The 16,114-nt window shown below is 64.5% G+C and carries 15 protein-coding genes; 6 read left to right on the forward strand and 9 right to left on the reverse strand.

All coding sequences use genetic code 11. The annotated features are described in order from the left end of the window. Positions 1 to 20: 20 nt before the first annotated feature. The 4 genes from AC3A4M_RS09855 (at position 21) to AC3A4M_RS09870 (ending at position 2,886) form a co-directional block, all read left to right on the forward strand. Positions 21 to 1,259: a phosphoglycerate kinase gene (locus AC3A4M_RS09855; RefSeq protein ID WP_498735608.1), complete on the forward strand. Its 1,239-nt coding sequence runs from the start codon at positions 21 to 23 to the stop codon at positions 1,257 to 1,259. Between the two features lie 91 nt (positions 1,260 to 1,350). Continuing rightward, positions 1,351 to 2,166 carry a triose-phosphate isomerase gene (gene tpiA / locus AC3A4M_RS09860; RefSeq protein WP_498735609.1) on the forward strand — a complete coding sequence of 272 codons (816 nt, stop codon included), beginning with the start codon at positions 1,351 to 1,353 and terminating at the stop codon, positions 2,164 to 2,166. Between the two features lie 14 nt (positions 2,167 to 2,180). After that, positions 2,181 to 2,432: a preprotein translocase subunit SecG gene (gene secG / locus AC3A4M_RS09865; RefSeq protein ID WP_074702459.1), complete on the forward strand. Its 252-nt coding sequence runs from the start codon at positions 2,181 to 2,183 to the stop codon at positions 2,430 to 2,432. A 76-nt stretch (positions 2,433 to 2,508) separates the two neighbouring features. Then, positions 2,509 to 2,886 (forward strand): RNA polymerase-binding protein RbpA, encoded by a 378-nt coding sequence (locus tag AC3A4M_RS09870; RefSeq protein WP_498735957.1) that lies wholly within the window; start codon positions 2,509 to 2,511, stop codon positions 2,884 to 2,886. Between the two features lie 49 nt (positions 2,887 to 2,935). On the opposite strand, the gene pgl is transcribed toward AC3A4M_RS09870, so the two are convergent. The 6 genes from pgl to tkt are packed head-to-tail and all read right to left on the reverse strand — an operon-like array spanning position 2,936 to position 11,062. Continuing rightward, entirely contained in the window at positions 2,936 to 3,727 is a 792-nt protein-coding gene (pgl, locus tag AC3A4M_RS09875) for a 6-phosphogluconolactonase (RefSeq protein WP_498735610.1), read from the reverse strand. After that, positions 3,717 to 4,658 (reverse strand): glucose-6-phosphate dehydrogenase assembly protein OpcA, encoded by a 942-nt coding sequence (locus tag AC3A4M_RS09880; protein WP_498735611.1) that lies wholly within the window; start codon positions 4,656 to 4,658, stop codon positions 3,717 to 3,719. Before AC3A4M_RS09880 ends, pgl begins: the two co-directional genes overlap by 11 nt. Further along, positions 4,655 to 6,199 carry a glucose-6-phosphate dehydrogenase gene (gene zwf / locus AC3A4M_RS09885; protein ID WP_498731970.1) on the reverse strand — a complete coding sequence of 515 codons (1,545 nt, stop codon included), beginning with the start codon at positions 6,197 to 6,199 and terminating at the stop codon, positions 4,655 to 4,657. The genes AC3A4M_RS09880 and zwf overlap by 4 nt, the downstream gene beginning before the upstream one ends. Then, positions 6,199 to 7,821, reverse strand: a complete 1,623-nt coding sequence (locus AC3A4M_RS09890) for a phosphoglucose isomerase-related protein (RefSeq protein ID WP_498735612.1) — start codon at positions 7,819 to 7,821, stop codon at positions 6,199 to 6,201. The genes zwf and AC3A4M_RS09890 overlap by 1 nt, the downstream gene beginning before the upstream one ends. A gap of 4 nt (positions 7,822 to 7,825) precedes the next feature. Beyond that, a complete protein-coding gene (tal, locus tag AC3A4M_RS09895; RefSeq protein ID WP_498735613.1) occupies positions 7,826 to 8,941 on the reverse strand; it encodes a transaldolase in 1,116 nt (371 codons plus the stop codon). 12 nt (positions 8,942 to 8,953) lie between these two features. Beyond that, the gene (gene tkt / locus AC3A4M_RS09900) at positions 8,954 to 11,062 is read right to left on the reverse strand and encodes a transketolase (protein WP_498735614.1); all 2,109 of its coding nucleotides are present in this window, start codon (positions 11,060 to 11,062) and stop codon (positions 8,954 to 8,956) included. A 419-nt stretch (positions 11,063 to 11,481) separates the two neighbouring features. On the opposite strand from tkt, the gene AC3A4M_RS09905 reads away from it, so the two are divergent. After that, positions 11,482 to 12,447: a heme o synthase gene (locus tag AC3A4M_RS09905; protein WP_498731974.1), complete on the forward strand. Its 966-nt coding sequence runs from the start codon at positions 11,482 to 11,484 to the stop codon at positions 12,445 to 12,447. Between the two features lie 38 nt (positions 12,448 to 12,485). Next, positions 12,486 to 13,394 (forward strand): dihydrodipicolinate synthase family protein, encoded by a 909-nt coding sequence (locus AC3A4M_RS09910; RefSeq protein ID WP_498735615.1) that lies wholly within the window; start codon positions 12,486 to 12,488, stop codon positions 13,392 to 13,394. Here the strand turns inward: AC3A4M_RS09910 and AC3A4M_RS09915 are convergent. The 3 genes from AC3A4M_RS09915 to AC3A4M_RS09925 are packed head-to-tail and all read right to left on the reverse strand — an operon-like array spanning position 13,391 to position 16,055. Then, a complete protein-coding gene (locus AC3A4M_RS09915) occupies positions 13,391 to 14,359 on the reverse strand; it encodes a COX15/CtaA family protein (protein ID WP_498735616.1) in 969 nt (322 codons plus the stop codon). The two genes, AC3A4M_RS09910 and AC3A4M_RS09915, sit on opposite strands and share 4 nt — an antisense overlap. A gap of 5 nt (positions 14,360 to 14,364) precedes the next feature. Continuing rightward, positions 14,365 to 15,108, reverse strand: coding sequence for an ABC transporter permease (locus tag AC3A4M_RS09920; protein ID WP_498735617.1), 744 nt, complete (start codon positions 15,106 to 15,108; stop codon positions 14,365 to 14,367). Further along, entirely contained in the window at positions 15,105 to 16,055 is a 951-nt protein-coding gene (locus tag AC3A4M_RS09925; protein WP_498735618.1) for an ABC transporter ATP-binding protein, read from the reverse strand. Before AC3A4M_RS09925 ends, AC3A4M_RS09920 begins: the two co-directional genes overlap by 4 nt. Between the last annotated feature and the right edge of the window lie 59 nt (positions 16,056 to 16,114).

Consider the following 16,114-nt stretch of genomic DNA (forward strand, 5'->3'; position numbering starts at 1 on the left):
GCTAACCGCTAAGGGTAGGTATGACTGCACGCGCTCTTGATGAATTGCTCGCCGAAGGCGTCCGCGGACGCCACGTCCTGGTCCGCTCGGATCTGAACGTTCCGCTGGAAGGCGAAGGGGATTCCCTCGCTGTCGCCGACGACGGACGGATCCGCGCATCCCTGCCCGTCCTGCAGAAGCTGGCCGACGCAGGGGCGCGTGTCATCGTGATGGCCCACCTGGGCCGCCCCAAGGGTGAGCCGGAGGAGCGGTACTCGTTGCGCCCCGCCGTCGTACGCCTGAAAGATCTTGCCCCGTTCACCGTCAAGTTTGCCGAAGATACCGTGGGCGACAATGCGCAGTCGCTGGCGGCGGAACTGCAGGACGGAGAGGTGCTGGTGTTGCAGAACCTCCGTTTCGATGCGCGGGAAACCAGCAAGGACGACGCGCAGCGGCAGGCGTTTGCCGAAGAGCTCGCTGCTCTGACGGACGGTAACGGCGCCTACGTTGACGATGCCTTCGGCGCCGTGCACCGCAAGCATGCGAGCGTCTTCGACATCGCGGCCAAGCTGCCCGCCTTCCAAGGCGATCTGGTCCGGACCGAGCTCGAGGTCCTCACTCGTCTGACCGACGCGCCGCAGCGGCCCTACGTGGTCGTCCTAGGCGGTTCCAAGGTCTCGGACAAGCTCGCCGTGATCGACAATCTGTTGGGCCGGGCGGACTACATCCTGGTAGGCGGCGGAATGGTGTTCACCTTCCTTGCGGCGCAGGGGTACAAGGTCGGCGCGAGCCTGCTGGAGGTAGACCAGCTGGACACCGTGCGCGGCTACCTGGCCAAGGCCAAGGAGAGCGGCTGCAACTTCATCCTGCCGACGGATATCGTCGTGGCCGAGAAGTTCGCTGCCGACGCGGCGCACGAAGTGGTCCGGGCCGACGAGATGGAAGGTTCGCGGTTCAGTGCCAGCGGCATTGGCCTGGACATCGGCCCCGATTCGGCCGAGGCATTCGCCCAGCAGATCCACTCGGCCAACACCGTGTTCTGGAACGGGCCGATGGGTGTCTTCGAATTCGACGCCTTCGCCCACGGCACCCGGACCGTGGCCAAGGCGCTGACAGGCAGCGACGGATTCACCGTTGTCGGCGGCGGGGACTCGGCGTCGGCAGTGCGGAGCCTGGGCTTCGACGACAACGCTTTCGGCCATATCTCCACCGGCGGCGGGGCCAGCCTGGAGTACCTCGAGGGCAAGGCGCTGCCAGGACTCACCGCACTGGACCGCTAGGCGCGCAACGCGCCAACCACCTGCACCCGTGCAGCGTGGGAACTGCTTGCGGAACCCGCGCTGCACTGCACCGACATGACTGGAGACCTTTGTGACCACCTCGACCAACGGCAAGTTTGACCGCACACCGCTGATCGCCGGCAACTGGAAGATGAACATGGACCATGTCCAGGGCATCACCCTGCTGCAGAAACTGGCGTGGACGCTCAGCGACGCCCGGCACGACTACAGCCGGACGGAAGTGGCGGTCTTCCCTCCCTTCACCGACCTGCGCGGCACCCAGACCCTGGTCCGGGGCGACGACCTCAAGATCGTTTACGGTGGCCAGGATCTTTCCCAATTCGACTCCGGCGCCTACACCGGGGACATTTCCGGACAGTTCCTCGCCAAGCTGGGCTGCAGCTATGTGCTGGTGGGTCACTCCGAGCGGCGGACCATCCACGGCGAGTCCGACGAGTTGCTCAATGCCAAGGTGAAGGCCGCCTACCGCCACTCGCTGGTGCCCGTGCTCTGTGTCGGCGAGGGCCTCGAGGTGCGTCAGGCCGGCAACCACGTTGCCCACACCCTGGAGCAGGTACGCGCGGATCTGGCCGGGCTTGGCGCGGACGATGCGGCCAGACTTGTCATTGCCTATGAGCCGGTGTGGGCAATCGGGACCGGCGAGGTTGCCGGCCCGCAGGACGCCCAGGAAATGTGCTCCGCGATCCGCGCCGAAATCGCCAAGTTGTACGACGACGCCACGGCCGCCGGCGTCCGGTTGCTGTACGGTGGCTCGGTCAAGGCCGCCAACGCCGCCTCGATCCTGAAGGAACGGGACGTCGACGGCCTGCTCGTGGGTGGCGCCAGCTTGGACGCCGCCGAATTTGCTAATATTGTCAGGTTCGAACACCACTTGGTGACGGACTAACTCGAAAGGCGACTGTGGACGCTCTTAAGATCACGTTGCAAATCCTGCTGGGCATCACCAGTCTGTTGCTAACCTTGCTGATTCTGCTGCATAAAGGCCGTGGCGGCGGCATGTCCGACATGTTTGGTGGCGGAATGACCACTTCCCTGGGTTCTTCTGGTGTCGCCGAGAAGAACCTCAACCGGTTCACCGTTATTCTCGGCCTGACGTGGGGTGCGGTCATTGTTGCCCTTGGGCTCATTATGCGTTTCGGCGCCGAGGCATAAGGAAGTTTTCTCCCGTTTGTCTCCGGCCGGTCGTAGACTGGTTCCAGATCTACTCAATCGACCGGAGATGAACGTCATGCACCCCTCGCATGGGCTACGCGCAGTCCGGGTCGGCTCAGTCACAGGCGCAGGGCTCGCCGGATGGCAGGCCAACTCCGGACGCTCGCACAATCTCGTCCGCAAGGTACCCGTCCGTTACTGGTGTCCGCAGGGCCACGAGACCGTCCCCGTTTTTGCTGACCTGACGGAAGCAGAGATTCCCCAGTCCTGGGACTGTCCCAAATGCGGGCAGACAGCAGGGCGCGAACGCGGGCTGCTGGTTCAACGGAGCAGCGATGAACCTTTCAAAAGCCACCTGGAGTATGTCAAGGAGCGCCGCACACCGGCGGAGGCCGCTGAGGCCTTGGACCGCGCTTTGGCGGAACTGCGACGACACCGGACCGCACCAAGCTAGCCATGCTTGCCGGAGTACGGTCCGGTGGTCGCCGCGATCATCACATCGGCTAGAACGTCTCCCCGCCAGCCAGCAGCGATTCCGGGAGCTGGCTCGCGGCGGCCTGGTCCAGCATCCACAAAGTCTCTTGGCGGCCCTTTGGTCCGGCCGCGGGAACCTGCACCGGACCGGCTCCGGCAAGTGCGAGTCCGACGGCTCCGGCCTTGTCATCGCCTGCGACTACTAGCCAGATTTCCGTTGCGGAGTTAATGGCGGGCAGGGTCAGGGATACACGCTCCGGCGGCGGTTTGGGCGAGTTCTCCACACCGACAACAGTGAGCTCTTCCTCGCGAATGCCCGCCATTTCGGGAAACAGCGATGCAATGTGGGCATCGGGGCCCACCCCCAGCAACAGGACGTCGAACGTCGGGACTTGCGCCGCGCCGTCGCCGCCTTCCAACCGGGCGGCTTCGCGGAGCTCGTCAGCGTAGGCAGCGGCAGCGTCGAAGGGCGTGGCGTGCTCGTCGGCGGAGCCGAACGGGTGAACCCGCGACTCATCTACCTCGATCAGATCCAGCAATGCCTGCCGTGCCTGCAGTTCGTTGCGGTCCGGGCTGTTCTTGGCCACAAAACGTTCATCGCCCCACCAGAAGTTCACCCGGCTCCAGTCCACGTCAGTACGGGAGGGTTCGGCCGCGACCGCCTTGAGCGTATTAATGCCCAAGGTACCGCCCGTGAGGACCACGGTGGCTTCACCGCGTTCGCGCTGGGCAATCGCCAGCCGGCCGACCAATCTGCGCGCTGCGGCAGCGGCAAGGATTTCCTGATCGGGATGGACGTGGAGAACTGGTTCAGCGTTCACTGCGGCGTACACTCCTTAGATTCGTGCGGGGCAGACCCTCGGTAATGACCTCCCCGAAGACTTCGTCCGGGTCGAGTCTGCGCAGTTCCTCTGCCAGACACTCTTCCACCGATCGGCGGGGGAGGGTAATGCGCTGAACGGGCTGGCCCGGTTGGATCAGTTCCGCGACGCTAAGGCCTGGCCGGAGGATCCGGATGTCGCCCTTGGGCCGACATAGACGCACGCCCCGGATACCGGTGCCGGCGGGGTCTTCGATGATGGTCACCGGAGCCTCTAAGGCCAGCGTCAGCCAGGCTGCCAGCAGCACCGTGCTGGGGGAGTCGGATGCGCCTTCCACGGCAACGGAGGTCACGGGGGAGTGATCCACCTGGTCGAGTACCGCTGCCAGTTGGATGCGCCAGTTCGTCAGGCGCGTCCAAGCCAAGTCCGTATCACCGGCTGCATAGGTGCGCCGCAGCGAGTCCAGCGCTGTCTTGGGATCCGGCTCGTTCGCCGAGTCCGTGATCCGGCGGTGGGCAATCCTGCCGATCGAGGTGGCGGACGCAGCCTCGGGCATGCCGTGCGGCCACCAGGCGACGATGGGGGCATCGGGTAGCAGCAGGGCCGACACCAGGGATTCGCTCTCTGTGGCCAGCTGGCCGTGCCCATACAGGACGACGACCTCGGAGGCGCCCGCATCGCCGCCTACCCGGATTTGTGCGTCAAGCCTCGTCGCTTCGGCCGCTCCGGCGTCGACCAGGACGATGATCCGGCAGGGGTGTTCACGACTGGCCACGTTGGCGGCCTGAATGGCGGTTTCCTCGTGGCCGGCAGTAGTCAGCACCACCAAGGTCAGAACGCGGCCGAGTGCAACAACGCCACCGCGTTCGCGCATCGCGACGATTTCCTTGGAGACCTTGGAGGAGGTCGTATCAAGCAGGTCAACAATCACGGCCTTCTCCAGGTGCGTCCGTCGCGGGCTAGGAGTTCATCGGCCGAGGCCGGTCCCCAGCTTCCGGGTGAGTAAGTCTCGGGCTTGGTGCCGCTGCGGGCCCAATATTCCTCAAATGGATCAAGGATCTTCCAGGAGAGCTCCACCTCCTGATGCCGGGGGAACAGCGGCGGTTCTCCCAGCAGCACGTCCAGGATCAGGCGTTCATAGGCCTCGGGGCTGGATTCGGTAAAGGCGTGTCCATAGCCGAAATCCATCGTGACGTCGCGGACTTCCATCTGTGTCCCGGGTACTTTGGAACCGAATCGGATGGTTGCCCCTTCGTCCGGCTGGACCCGGATAACCACGGCATTCTGGCCGAAATCGTCGTCGTTGTGGTCCCGAAAGAGTAGGTTAGGCGCGCGTTTGAGCACGACGGCGATTTCCGTCACCCGCCGTCCGAGGCGCTTGCCCGCCCGGAGGTAGAACGGCACCCCGGCCCAGCGACGGGTATGGATATCCAGTCGCAGGGCAGCATACGTCTCAGTGGTGGAATCCGGATTGAACCCTTCCTCCTCCAGATATCCCTTGACCTTCTCGCCGCCCTGCCAGCCGCCGGTGTACTGTCCCCGAGCCGAGTGCGTGGACAGGTCCTCGGGCAGCCTTACCGCGGCCAGGACCTTTTCCTTCTCGGTCCGCAGGTCCTCGGCGTTGAAGGAGATCGGCTCTTCCATAGCGGTCAGGGCCAGCAACTGAAGCAGGTGGTTCTGGATGACATCGCGGGCCGCGCCCACGCCGTCGTAATAACCCGCGCGGCCGCCGATTCCGATGTCCTCGGCCATGGTGATCTGGACATGGTCCACGAAGTTGGCATTCCACAGCGGCTCGAACATCTGGTTGGCAAAGCGCAATGCCAGGATATTCTGGACCGTCTCTTTGCCCAGATAATGGTCGATGCGGAAGACCGAGTCCGGCGGGAAGACCGACTCGACAATATTGTTCAGCTCGCGTGCGGACTCGAGGTCGTGGCCGAACGGCTTTTCGATCACCACGCGGCGCCAGGTCCCCGGCTCCGCCTGCGCCAGCCCGTTGGCAGACAACTGCTGGCACACCTGCTCGAAGTCCTTGGGCGGGATGGACAGGTAGAAGGCATGGTTGCCCTGGGTCCCTCGCTGCTCATCCAGGTCCGCCACGGTCTGCTTCAACTGGGCGAAGGCTTCGGCATCGCCGAACTCGCCCTGGACGAAACGGATGCCCCCGGACAGCTGGGTCCACACGTCCTCGTTGAAGGGCGTGCGTGCATATTGCTGCACGGAGGCCTTGACCTCCGCGGCGAAGTCCTCGTCCGTCCAGGGACGCCGGGCGAAACCGACCAGTGCAAAGCTCGGCGGCAGCAGCCCCCGGTTCGCAAGGTCATACACCGCGGGCATGAGCTTCTTCCGCGACAGGTCCCCGGTCACGCCGAAGAGTACCAGCGAGGAGGGACCCGCGATCCGGTTCAGTCTTCTGTCCCGCGGGTCCCGAAGAGGATTGACGCGCCGCGCACTTTCAGTTCCTGGCATTAGGGCTTTCCGTCGGAGAGGGAGGCCACGGCCTCCTGCAGCTGTTTCGTTCCTGCCTCGCGGTCCGTGAAATGGAGCCTGAGGACCGGCCGGCCATGGTCAATAAGGACCTGTGCATCGCCTGCAGCCTGTGCGGAAATCAGCTCCCCGAAAGTGAACGGACGGTCCGGAATCCGGACATCTTCATCGCTCGCCCCGGTGATCTGCAGGTACACGCCCACGGCCGGGCCACCCTTGTGGAATTGCCCGGTGGAATGCAGGAAACGAGGACCCCAGCCAAAGGTGACCGGGCGTTGGGCCAGCGACGCCAGACGCGGCCTCAGCTGCGCCAGCTCTGCCTGGCCAAACCGGTCCAGATACGCCTGCACGCTGAGGTAGCTGTCCGTGTCGAGGGTTGCCAGCAGCGCCTCGAGGGCTTCGGCCACCGTGCCGGCGCCCTTGAGCCAGGTGCCGTTGGCACGGATTTCCACGGCACGGTCCACGGCCGCAGGTTCCGGTGTTTCCGGACGTTCGTCCAGCATTCCTCGGGCAGCAGTCTTGGCCGCTTCCACATCCGGTTGGTCGAAGGGGTTGATGCCCAGCAGCAACCCGGCGACCACGGTGGCGTACTCCCACAGCAGGAGTTGGCTGCCGAGGCTGCCCGCAACCGCTACTTCGTTGGCGCCCAGTTCGATTTCCGCCTCGGTGTCTACCAGCCGGATGACCAGCACATCTGCCGCATCCATCGACAGCTCCGGAGCTTCAGGCTCCACGACCACCGGCAGGATTCCGGTCCCTTGCTTGCCCGTCGATTCGGCTATCAGCTGCTCCGCCCAGTCGGCGAAGCCAACGATGCCGGAGCCTTCATCCGTAATGACGATCTTGTTGCGGAGAGGCTCGGTGCCACCAAGGGCAGCGCCCAAGGCCAACGCCATGTTTTCCGCCGCGTCTTCGGACAGTATCTCGGCTGCCTCTTCCGCGTCGGCGAGCAGTGCGTCGATGTCCACGCCGGCAAGACCCGACGGAACCAGGCCAAAGGCGGTGAGCGCAGAGTAGCGTCCGCCGACGTTCGGGTCCGCGTTGAAGACGGCACGGTATCCGGCTCCCCTGGACGCGGAGTCCATGGGGGAGCCGGGATCCGTCACGACGATGATCCGCTCGGCCGCATTGATGCCTGCTTGCTTGAACGCGTTTTCAAAAACGCGCCGCTGCGAGTCCGTTTCCACCGTTGAACCGGACTTGGAAGACACCACGATCGCGGTTTCGCTCAAACGTTCGGCCAACGCGGCGGCGACCTGCTGGGGATCGGTGCTGTCCAGGACGGTCAGTTCGACGCCGGCCGTGTTGCTGATGACCTCGGGCGCGAGCGAGGAACCGCCCATGCCTGCCAGCACAATACGCGTCACGCCTTCGGTGCGCAGTTCGTCACGCAGCTTCAGGATCCGAGGGATCAACGGCCGGGAAACCTCCACGGCCTCGACCCAGCCCAGACGGATTGATGCCTCCGGTTCGGCGTCGGGTCCCCAAAGCGTATGGTCCTTGGCAGCTATCCGCGAGGCCACCTTATTCTCGGCCAGTTTGGGCACGTGCTGGTCAACGGCTGCCAGCGCGGCCCCCGCTGCCTGGAATGACAACGACCCCATCCGCTTAGTCCTGTCCCGCGTCGTCCAGGGCGGTGCGGACGGTTCCCAGCAGCTCATTCCAGCTGACTACGAACTTATCCAGGCCCTCTTCCTCGAGCTGCTCAACAACTTCCTTATAGGAGATGCCCTGGCCATCCACTGCATCGAGGACCTTGTTGGCATCGGCGTAGGTGGTGGAAACAGTGTCCCCGGTGACTTCGCCGTGGTCAACCATGGCTTCGAGTGTCTTCTCCGGCATGGTGTTGACAACGCCCTTGGCAACGAGTTCGGTCACGTACATCGTGTCCGGGTAGGACGGGTCCTTGACACCTGTGGACGCCCAGAGGGGGCGCTGCGGCTTCGCTCCGGCCTCGGCCAGGACCTGCCACCGTTCGCTGCTGAACTGCTCTTCGTAGATCTGGTAGGCCAGCCGCGCATTCGCGATGCCGGCCTTGCCCTTGAGTGCCTTCGCCTCGTCCGTTCCGACCGCATTCAGGCGCTTGTCGATCTCGGTGTCCACGCGGGACACGAAGAAGGAAGCAACCGAGTGGATGTGCGAGAGCTTGTGGCCGTTTTCCTTGGCCTGCTCCAGCCCGAGCATGAACGCGTTGATGACTTCGCGGTAGCGCTCCAGGGAGAAGATCAGCGTGACGTTGACGCTGATGCCTTCCGCGAGCGTGGCGGTGATGGCTTCAAGACCTTCTACCGTAGCGGGAATCTTGATGTGCACGTTGCTGCGGTTGACCTTGGCATGGAGCTTCTTGGCCTCAGCAATCGTTCCTGCGGTATCGCGGGAAAGGCGGGGATCCACTTCGATGGACACACGGCCGTCAACGCCGCCGGTGGCCCGCGAGAGCCCGGAGAAGACATCGCAGGCTTCTGAAACGTCGTCCGTCGTGATGGCGAAGACCGCCGAGTCGACGTCCGCACCCTCGATAGCGAGTTCCTCTACCTGCGAAGCATAGGACTCGCCGTCCTTAAGCGCGGCGGCGAAGATGGACGGATTGGTCGTCACGCCGACAACGTTCTTCTCCGCGATCAGGTCCTTGAGCGAGCCCGAGGTGATCAGTTCGCGGGACAGGTCATCAAGCCAGATCGAGACTCCGGCGTCGGAGAGGGCTTGGGTGTTCTTGTTTGACATGGGGGGATCTCCTTAAGAGGCAGTGGCTTGGGCGAGCGACTCACGGGCAGCGGCCACAACAGCCTCGGCCGTGATACCGAATTCGCGGAACAGCGTCTTGTAGTCGGCAGAAGCGCCGTAGTGTTCAAGGCTGACCGAACGTCCGGCGTCGCCCACCAGGCGGTGCCAGCTCTGGGCGATTCCCGCCTCGACGGAAACGCGTGCCTTGACCTCGGCAGGCAGCACGGAATCCCGGTATGCCTGGTCCTGCTTGTCGAACCATTCCACACAGGGAACGGAGACTACCCGAGTGGCAACGCCGTCGGCCTGCAGCGCCTCGCGCGCCTCGACCGCCAGCTGGACCTCGGAACCGGTAGCCAGCAGGATGACCTGCGGCTGCACGTCGGATCCTTCGGCCTGGGCTTCAGCCAGGACGTAGGCGCCCTTGGCAACATTGTCGGCAGTAGCGAATCCGCCCTCGCCACGGTCGAAGACCGGCAGGTTCTGGCGGGTCAGCACGATGCCGGCCGGGTGCTCATGGTTTTCCAGAATCGTCTTCCAGGCCTGCGCTACCTCGTTGGCGTCAGCAGGGCGGACGACGTCGAGACCCGGGATCGCGCGAAGGCTCGCCAACTGCTCCACCGGCTGGTGCGTGGGGCCATCCTCGCCCAGACCGATCGAGTCGTGGGTCCAGACATAGATCGAGGGCACACCCATCAGCGCGCCAAGCCGGATAGCCGGACGCTGGTAGTCGCTGAAGATCAGGAAGGTTCCGGAGAAGGCGCGCGTCTTGGAACTGAGCACGATGCCGTTGACGATGGCCGCCGCCGCGTGTTCGCGGATTCCGAAGTGCAGGACCCGGCCATACGGATTGCCGGACCAGGCATCGGTCTGCTTGCCGGTCGGCACAAATGACGGGGAGCCCTCGATGGTGGTGTTGTTTGACTCCGCCAGGTCGGCCGAGCCTCCCCACAGTTCCGGCAGCACCGGACCGATGGCGTTGAGCACCTTGCCCGAGGCGGCCCGGGTGGAGACGTCCTTGCCCGCCTCGAACTCCGGCAGGGCTTCTTCCCAGCCCTGCGGAAGTTCGTACTTCTGGACCCGGTCCAGCAGGGCGGCAGCGTCAGCGTTCCCCTGGCGCCAGTCCTGGTAGCTCTTCTCCCATTCGGCGCGGGCTTCCTTGCCGCGGGCAGCAACCTGCCGCGCGTGGTCCAGCACCTCGGAAGCGATCTCGAAGCGCTGCTCCGGGTCGAAGCCGAGGACTTCCTTCACCGCGGCAACTTCTTCAGCGCCGAGGGCCGAGCCGTGGATCTTGCCGGTGTTCTGCTTCTTCGGCGCCGGCCAGCCGATGATGGTCCGCAGCGAAATGATGGAAGGCTTGGTGGTTTCGGCCTTCGCGGTCTTGAGGGCGTTGTACAGCTCCTCGATGTCTTCTTTGTAATCGCCCGTCTTCGTCCAGTCCACACGCTGGGTGTGCCAGCCATAGGCCTCGTAGCGCTTGAGCACGTCTTCCGTGAACGAAATGTCCGTGTCGTCCTCGATGGAGATGTGGTTCTCGTCGTAGAGCACCACCAGGTTGCCCAGTTCCTGGTGCCCCGCCAGCGAAGAAGCTTCTGACGTCACACCTTCCTGTAGGTCGCCATCGGAGGCGATGACCCAGATGGTGTGGTCGAACGGGCTTTCGCCGGCGGCAGCGTCTGCGTCGTAAAGACCGCGGGTGCGGCGCTGCGCGTACGCGAAGCCCACCGCGGACGCCAGGCCCTGGCCCAGCGGACCGGTGGTGATTTCGACGCCGGCAGTATGGCCGTACTCGGGGTGTCCCGGAGTCAGCGAGTCCCAGGTTCGGAGCCGGCGCAGGTCCTCGATTTCCAGGCCGTAGCCGGAGAGGAAAAGCTGGATGTAGAGCGTCAGCGACGTGTGCCCGGGGGAGAGGATGAAGCGGTCGCGGCCAACCCAGGCCGGATCGGCCGGATCGTGGCGCATCATCTTCTGGAAGATCAGATATGCGGCAGGGGCCAGACTCATTGCGGTACCGGGGTGGCCGTTGCCGACCTTTTCCACGGCGTCTGCCGCCAGTACGCGTACGGTATCTACCGCGCGCTGGTCCAGGTCTGTCCAGGACAGTTCTTCCGTATGTGGCACCGTTGCGGGCCCCTCTCTAATCGTTCGGCCAGCAGGAACCCGGATGAAGGTCCCATGCAGTTCCAGTCATGAGACTGCTACGTGGCCATTACACCGGACGTCGTGCGCTTCACCGGGGTTTGCCCGGTATGGCGCCCGCCACAGTCCGCATGGCCATCAAGTCCCACCTTAGCGTCTCAGCGGGTCGCGTACAGAGGAGGTGCATGGGTGGGATGAGTAACAGTCGGACACACAGCATGGCCCGCGAGCATCCGGTCCAGCGGCCGTTCTGGATGCCGGGAGATTTCTACAAGCGATAGAGCGTATAATGAAGATGCACTTTGGCCCTTGCCTGCCCGGATGGGCGGCGCCGCGTGCCGTGGCCGCGCTGGCTACGCTGATACCCAGATCATCTCCAGCAGAACTGAGTGGTTTTTTCCTTGAAGATCCAGAGCGCTCCGGAACAGGTAGCTGACGCACCCGTAAAGACCGGTTTCGGACGCAAGGCCAAGGCCTATGTATCGCTCACCAAGCCTCGTGTCATGGAGCTGCTGCTCGTCACGACGCTGCCCACGATGATCTTCGCGCAAGGCGGCTTTCCGGATATCTGGCTGATGGCGGCCACCATGATCGGCGGAGCCCTGGCAGCCGGATCGGCCGGATCATTCAACTGCTATATCGACCGGGACATGGACAAGCTCATGCAGCGGACCGAGAACCGGCCGCTGGTGACCGGCGAGGTGACTCCGCGTGAGGCGCTGGTATTCTCCTGGATTCTTGGCATCGTGGCAGTGGTACTGCTGTGGTTCGGGGCCAATCCGCTGGCAGGCATGCTCGGGGTCGGCGCCATCTTCTTCTACGTGGTCATCTACACGCTGATCCTCAAGCGCCGCACTGCGCAGAACATTGTCTGGGGCGGCGCGGCCGGCTGCTTCCCGGTACTAATCGCTTGGGCCGCGGTGACCAATACCGTTGCCTGGCCTGCCGTGATCCTGTTCATGGTGATCTTCCTCTGGACTCCGCCGCACTACTGGCCGCTGTCGATGAAGTACAGCGACGACTACAACGCTGCCAACGTCCCGATGCTCGGCGCCATTGCTAGCGCACGCCAGGTGTCCGTCCAGGTAGTTCTCTACGCCTGGGCCACACTGGCCTGCTCGCTGCTGCTTGCCCCGGTGGGCGGCGCCGGTTGGGTATACACCATCGCCGCGCTGCTCGGTGGCGGTTGGTTTGTCTACGAATCCCACCGGCTTTACAGCCTGGCCAAGCGCGGAACCGAGACGGTGGAGACCACCAACAAGTCCGCCATGCGGGTCTTCCACGGCTCCATCAGCTACCTGACGGTACTGTTCCTGGCCCTCGCCGTGGATCCGTTTGTGGGCGGCCCGGTCTTCGCCGCGCTCTAGCCCGCTCGATTGGGCCATCGGTGTTCTAGGATGGCCCAATGACAGTCTTCCGCGGCCTCATTGCGTATCCCATCACTCCGTTCCGGCCGGACGGAGAGATCAACTTCGACGAACTCGAACGCCACCTGGCGGAGCTGGCTGTCTCCGGGGTTGATTCAATCGCCATCCTGGGCAGCTCCGGCAGCTTCGCCTACCTGGACCGTGCTGAACGGCGGCAGGTCCTGGAGGTCGGTGTCAAAGCAATTAAGATAGCAAATCCTGACCTTGCGGTGATTGGCGGGGTCAGCGCCGTGGGAACGCGTGAGCTGTTGCTGAACATCGAGGACGCGCAGGCAGCCGGTGTGGACGGGCTCCTGGTTTCCACGGTGTCCTACGTGCCGCTCAATGAGGATGAGGTGCACACCCAATCCCTGGCAGCGGCAGCGTCCACCGCCTTGCCCATCTGTCTCTACAGCAACCCCGTGACAACGCAGTTCTCGTTCAGCCTGGAACTCATCGCCGAGCTGGCCCGGGTGCGCAATATCGTGGCAGTGAAGGAATCCGCCGCCGATGCCGATACCTTCCTGCACCGGGATGAACAACTGCGGCGGATGGTTCCGGAGGGCTTCAGCCACGGGATGAGCGGTGATGTCCTCATCGGCGAAGCCGGTGCAGCTGCGGATGCCTGGCACAGCGGGCCGGCCTCGGTGCTGCCGCATCACTACCGCCTCCTGCGCGATGCGGTGGTCAACGCGGATACGGAACAACTGGACGAGGCCCGGCAGGTCCTGGCGCCGCTGCTGAACTACTTTAACAGTCTGCGGAAACTGAGCAACCTCTACGCTCTGGCTCGCGCCGCGGGGGTGGACGCCGGCGATCCGCGGCGGCCTTTGCTCCCGCTGCCCGGCAGCAGCCAGCGTGAGCTGGCCCGGCTGCTGGACGCCCTGCCGGACCCCGCCTCCGTCTAGCTGCTGTGAACCTGCTTCTGACCGGCTGAGTGCGCGCCTTGCGCGGAGAGCGGCTGCCGGGTGACGCCCACGTACACAACATGTGTACAGGCGGCGGCGAGCAGCGCGGCGCCAAGCATGTGCAGGCCTACTAGCACGATGGGCAGCCCGGTGAAGTGCTGGACGTAACCAATGGCACCCTGCAGCAGAATAACGACGGCGAAAAGCACCATCGGCCGGCGCAGTTCGGCCAGCTGCGCGTGCCGGTGCACCATGACCAGAAGTACGACGGCGGTGGCAACCAGCAGGTAGACAGGTGCCACATGGACGCGGGTCATCAGGTCAGGGTCCAGGTTGTTCCGTGGCGCCTCGGCGTCGCCTGCATGCGGGCCGGAGCCGGTCACGATGACTCCCAGCACGATTGCTACCAAGGTCAGGACCGCGCTGGCCCAAAGCAGCTGGCGTATGGTCGCCGTCGAGCGCTGTTGCTGGACCGTGCCCGCCTGGTCATTGTCCAGCCACGCCCGATGGACGAGGACTGTGGCTGCGGCGACCATCGTGATGGACACGACGAAGTGGCACCCGACCACCCAAGGATTGAGCTGCGTCCAGACCGTGATGCCGCCGATGATGGCCTGGGCCGGGATACCGGCCAGCAGTGCGACGGAAAGGTAAAACAGGTCTTTGCGACGCTGCGCCATTTTCCAAACGGAGGCCAGCATGGCGAAGGCGATGGCCGCCAGCAGGAAGGTCAGCAGCCGGTTGCCGAATTCGATGGCGCCGTTGATGCCCATCTCGGGCGTGGCGACCAGGGATTCCGGCGTGCATTTGGGCCAGGTGGGGCAGCCCAGGCCGGAGGAGGTCAGCCGGACCGCGCCTCCGGTCACGATGATGAGGATTTCGGAGGCGAGCGAGGCGACGGCCAGACCGCGGACGGTCTTGTTGGGCGAGCCCGGCAGTCGGCGCGTCAGTTGCTCAATAGTCACTTAGGTCAGCTCCATTTAAACCAGCGGATAGCGGCTAGGCCGGCGAGCACCGTCCAGGCCAGCAGGACAATCGATGCTGTGAGGTTGAACTCGGCGTCCATCAGGGCACCGCGCAAGGCATCTCCCAAAGCACTCGAGGGCAGCAGCTGGGCGGCGGGTTCGTAGACATCGGGCCAGCTTGCCGCGGGAAACAGGAGTCCGCCGGCAGCGGCCAACAGGACCCAGAGCAGGTTCGTGATGGCCAACGTTGCTTCCGGCCGGGCCGTGCCGGCGATCAGAAGTCCCAGCGAGGTGAAGGCCCCGGCACCTAGAATGAGCTGTACGGCCGCGGGCAGGATCCCGCCCGGTTCCGGGCTCCAGCCAAGCAGCAGGGCGGCCGTGCCGATGACGACCACCTGGATGGCGAGCACAGACAGGACGGCTATGACCTTGCCCAGGATCAGTCCGCTTTGCCCCAGCGGTGTAGTGGAGAGGAACCGCAGCACCCCGTACCGCCGGTCGAAACCGGTCGCGATGCCTTGGCCGGTCAGCCCGGTCGATACAGCGCACAGGGCCAGCACACCCGGAGCGGCCATATCGACCCGGCTATCGGTGAACTCGTCCAGCAACGGCGTGATCGTCAGGCCGATCAGGGCCATGAGCGGCAGGATGACGGCGATCAGCAACTGTTCGCCGTTGCGCAGCATCGTCATGGTTTCGTAACGGCCCTGCAGGAGGACCCTGCGGGCCAGGGAGGCAGGCGCGTTCACCGCAGCCCCTTCCCGGAAATGTCCAGAAACACGTCCTCGAGTGATCGCGGAGCCATGTGGATGGCAGTAGGCATGATGTCCTGTTCTTCCCAGAACCTTGCCAGCGCGGCAAGATCGGCCGGGATCAGATTCCCCGCTACGGTGTACCGGCCGGGTACCGTCTCATGGACGGACAGGCTTGCCAGGCCGGTGAGATCCAGTCCGGGGCGGGAGTCGAAGGTCAGCAGCCGTTCGACGCCGCTGCTTTCGTCGGTTGCCTTCGTCAGTTCGGCGACGGTGCCGTGCGCAACTGTCTTGCCGGCGTCGATAATGAAAACGTAGTCCGCGAGCCGCTGGGCATCGTCCATCAGGTGGGTTGTGAGGATGATGCCCAGGCCCTCTGTTCGCAGTTCCTGGATGAGATCGAAAACGACCGCCCGGGACTGCGGATCCAGTCCGGCGCTGGGCTCGTCGAGGAAGAGGACCTCGGGGTCTCCGACCAGTGCCGCGGCGAGGGCAACGCGCTGTTTCTGGCCACCCGAGAGCCGCCGCACGGGTGTGTTCCCGAAATTGTCGATGCCCAGGCGCTTGACCAGCGCATCCACATCGCGGGGGCTGCGGTACATGCCCGCGACGTGCCTGAGCAGCGGGATAGGGCGGATGGCCTGGGGCAGGCCGCCCTCCTGGAGCATTACCCCCACACGGCTCCGTAGTTGGGCGCCAGCTTCTTGGGGGTCCTGCCCGAGCAGGCGCACGGTTCCGCCGTTCGGCCGGGACAGGCCCTGGGCGCATTCAAGGGTAGTGGTCTTGCCGGCTCCGTTGGCGCCGAGCAGGGCCGTTACCTGGCCGGGAAAGGCGCGCAGATGCACGCCGTCGATAACCCTGACCATCTTGCCGTCGAGAGCTGATACCGGCCCAAGATCTTTAACGAGCCCCTGGATATCGAGGCACGGTTCGGTGTTAGGCACCAGATCATTCTACGTGATGTAGAGATGGCCGCGGGCGGTGCCTCCAGCCGCTTTGCGCT

The organism is Arthrobacter sp. Soil_C_60 (assembly GCF_057656375.1).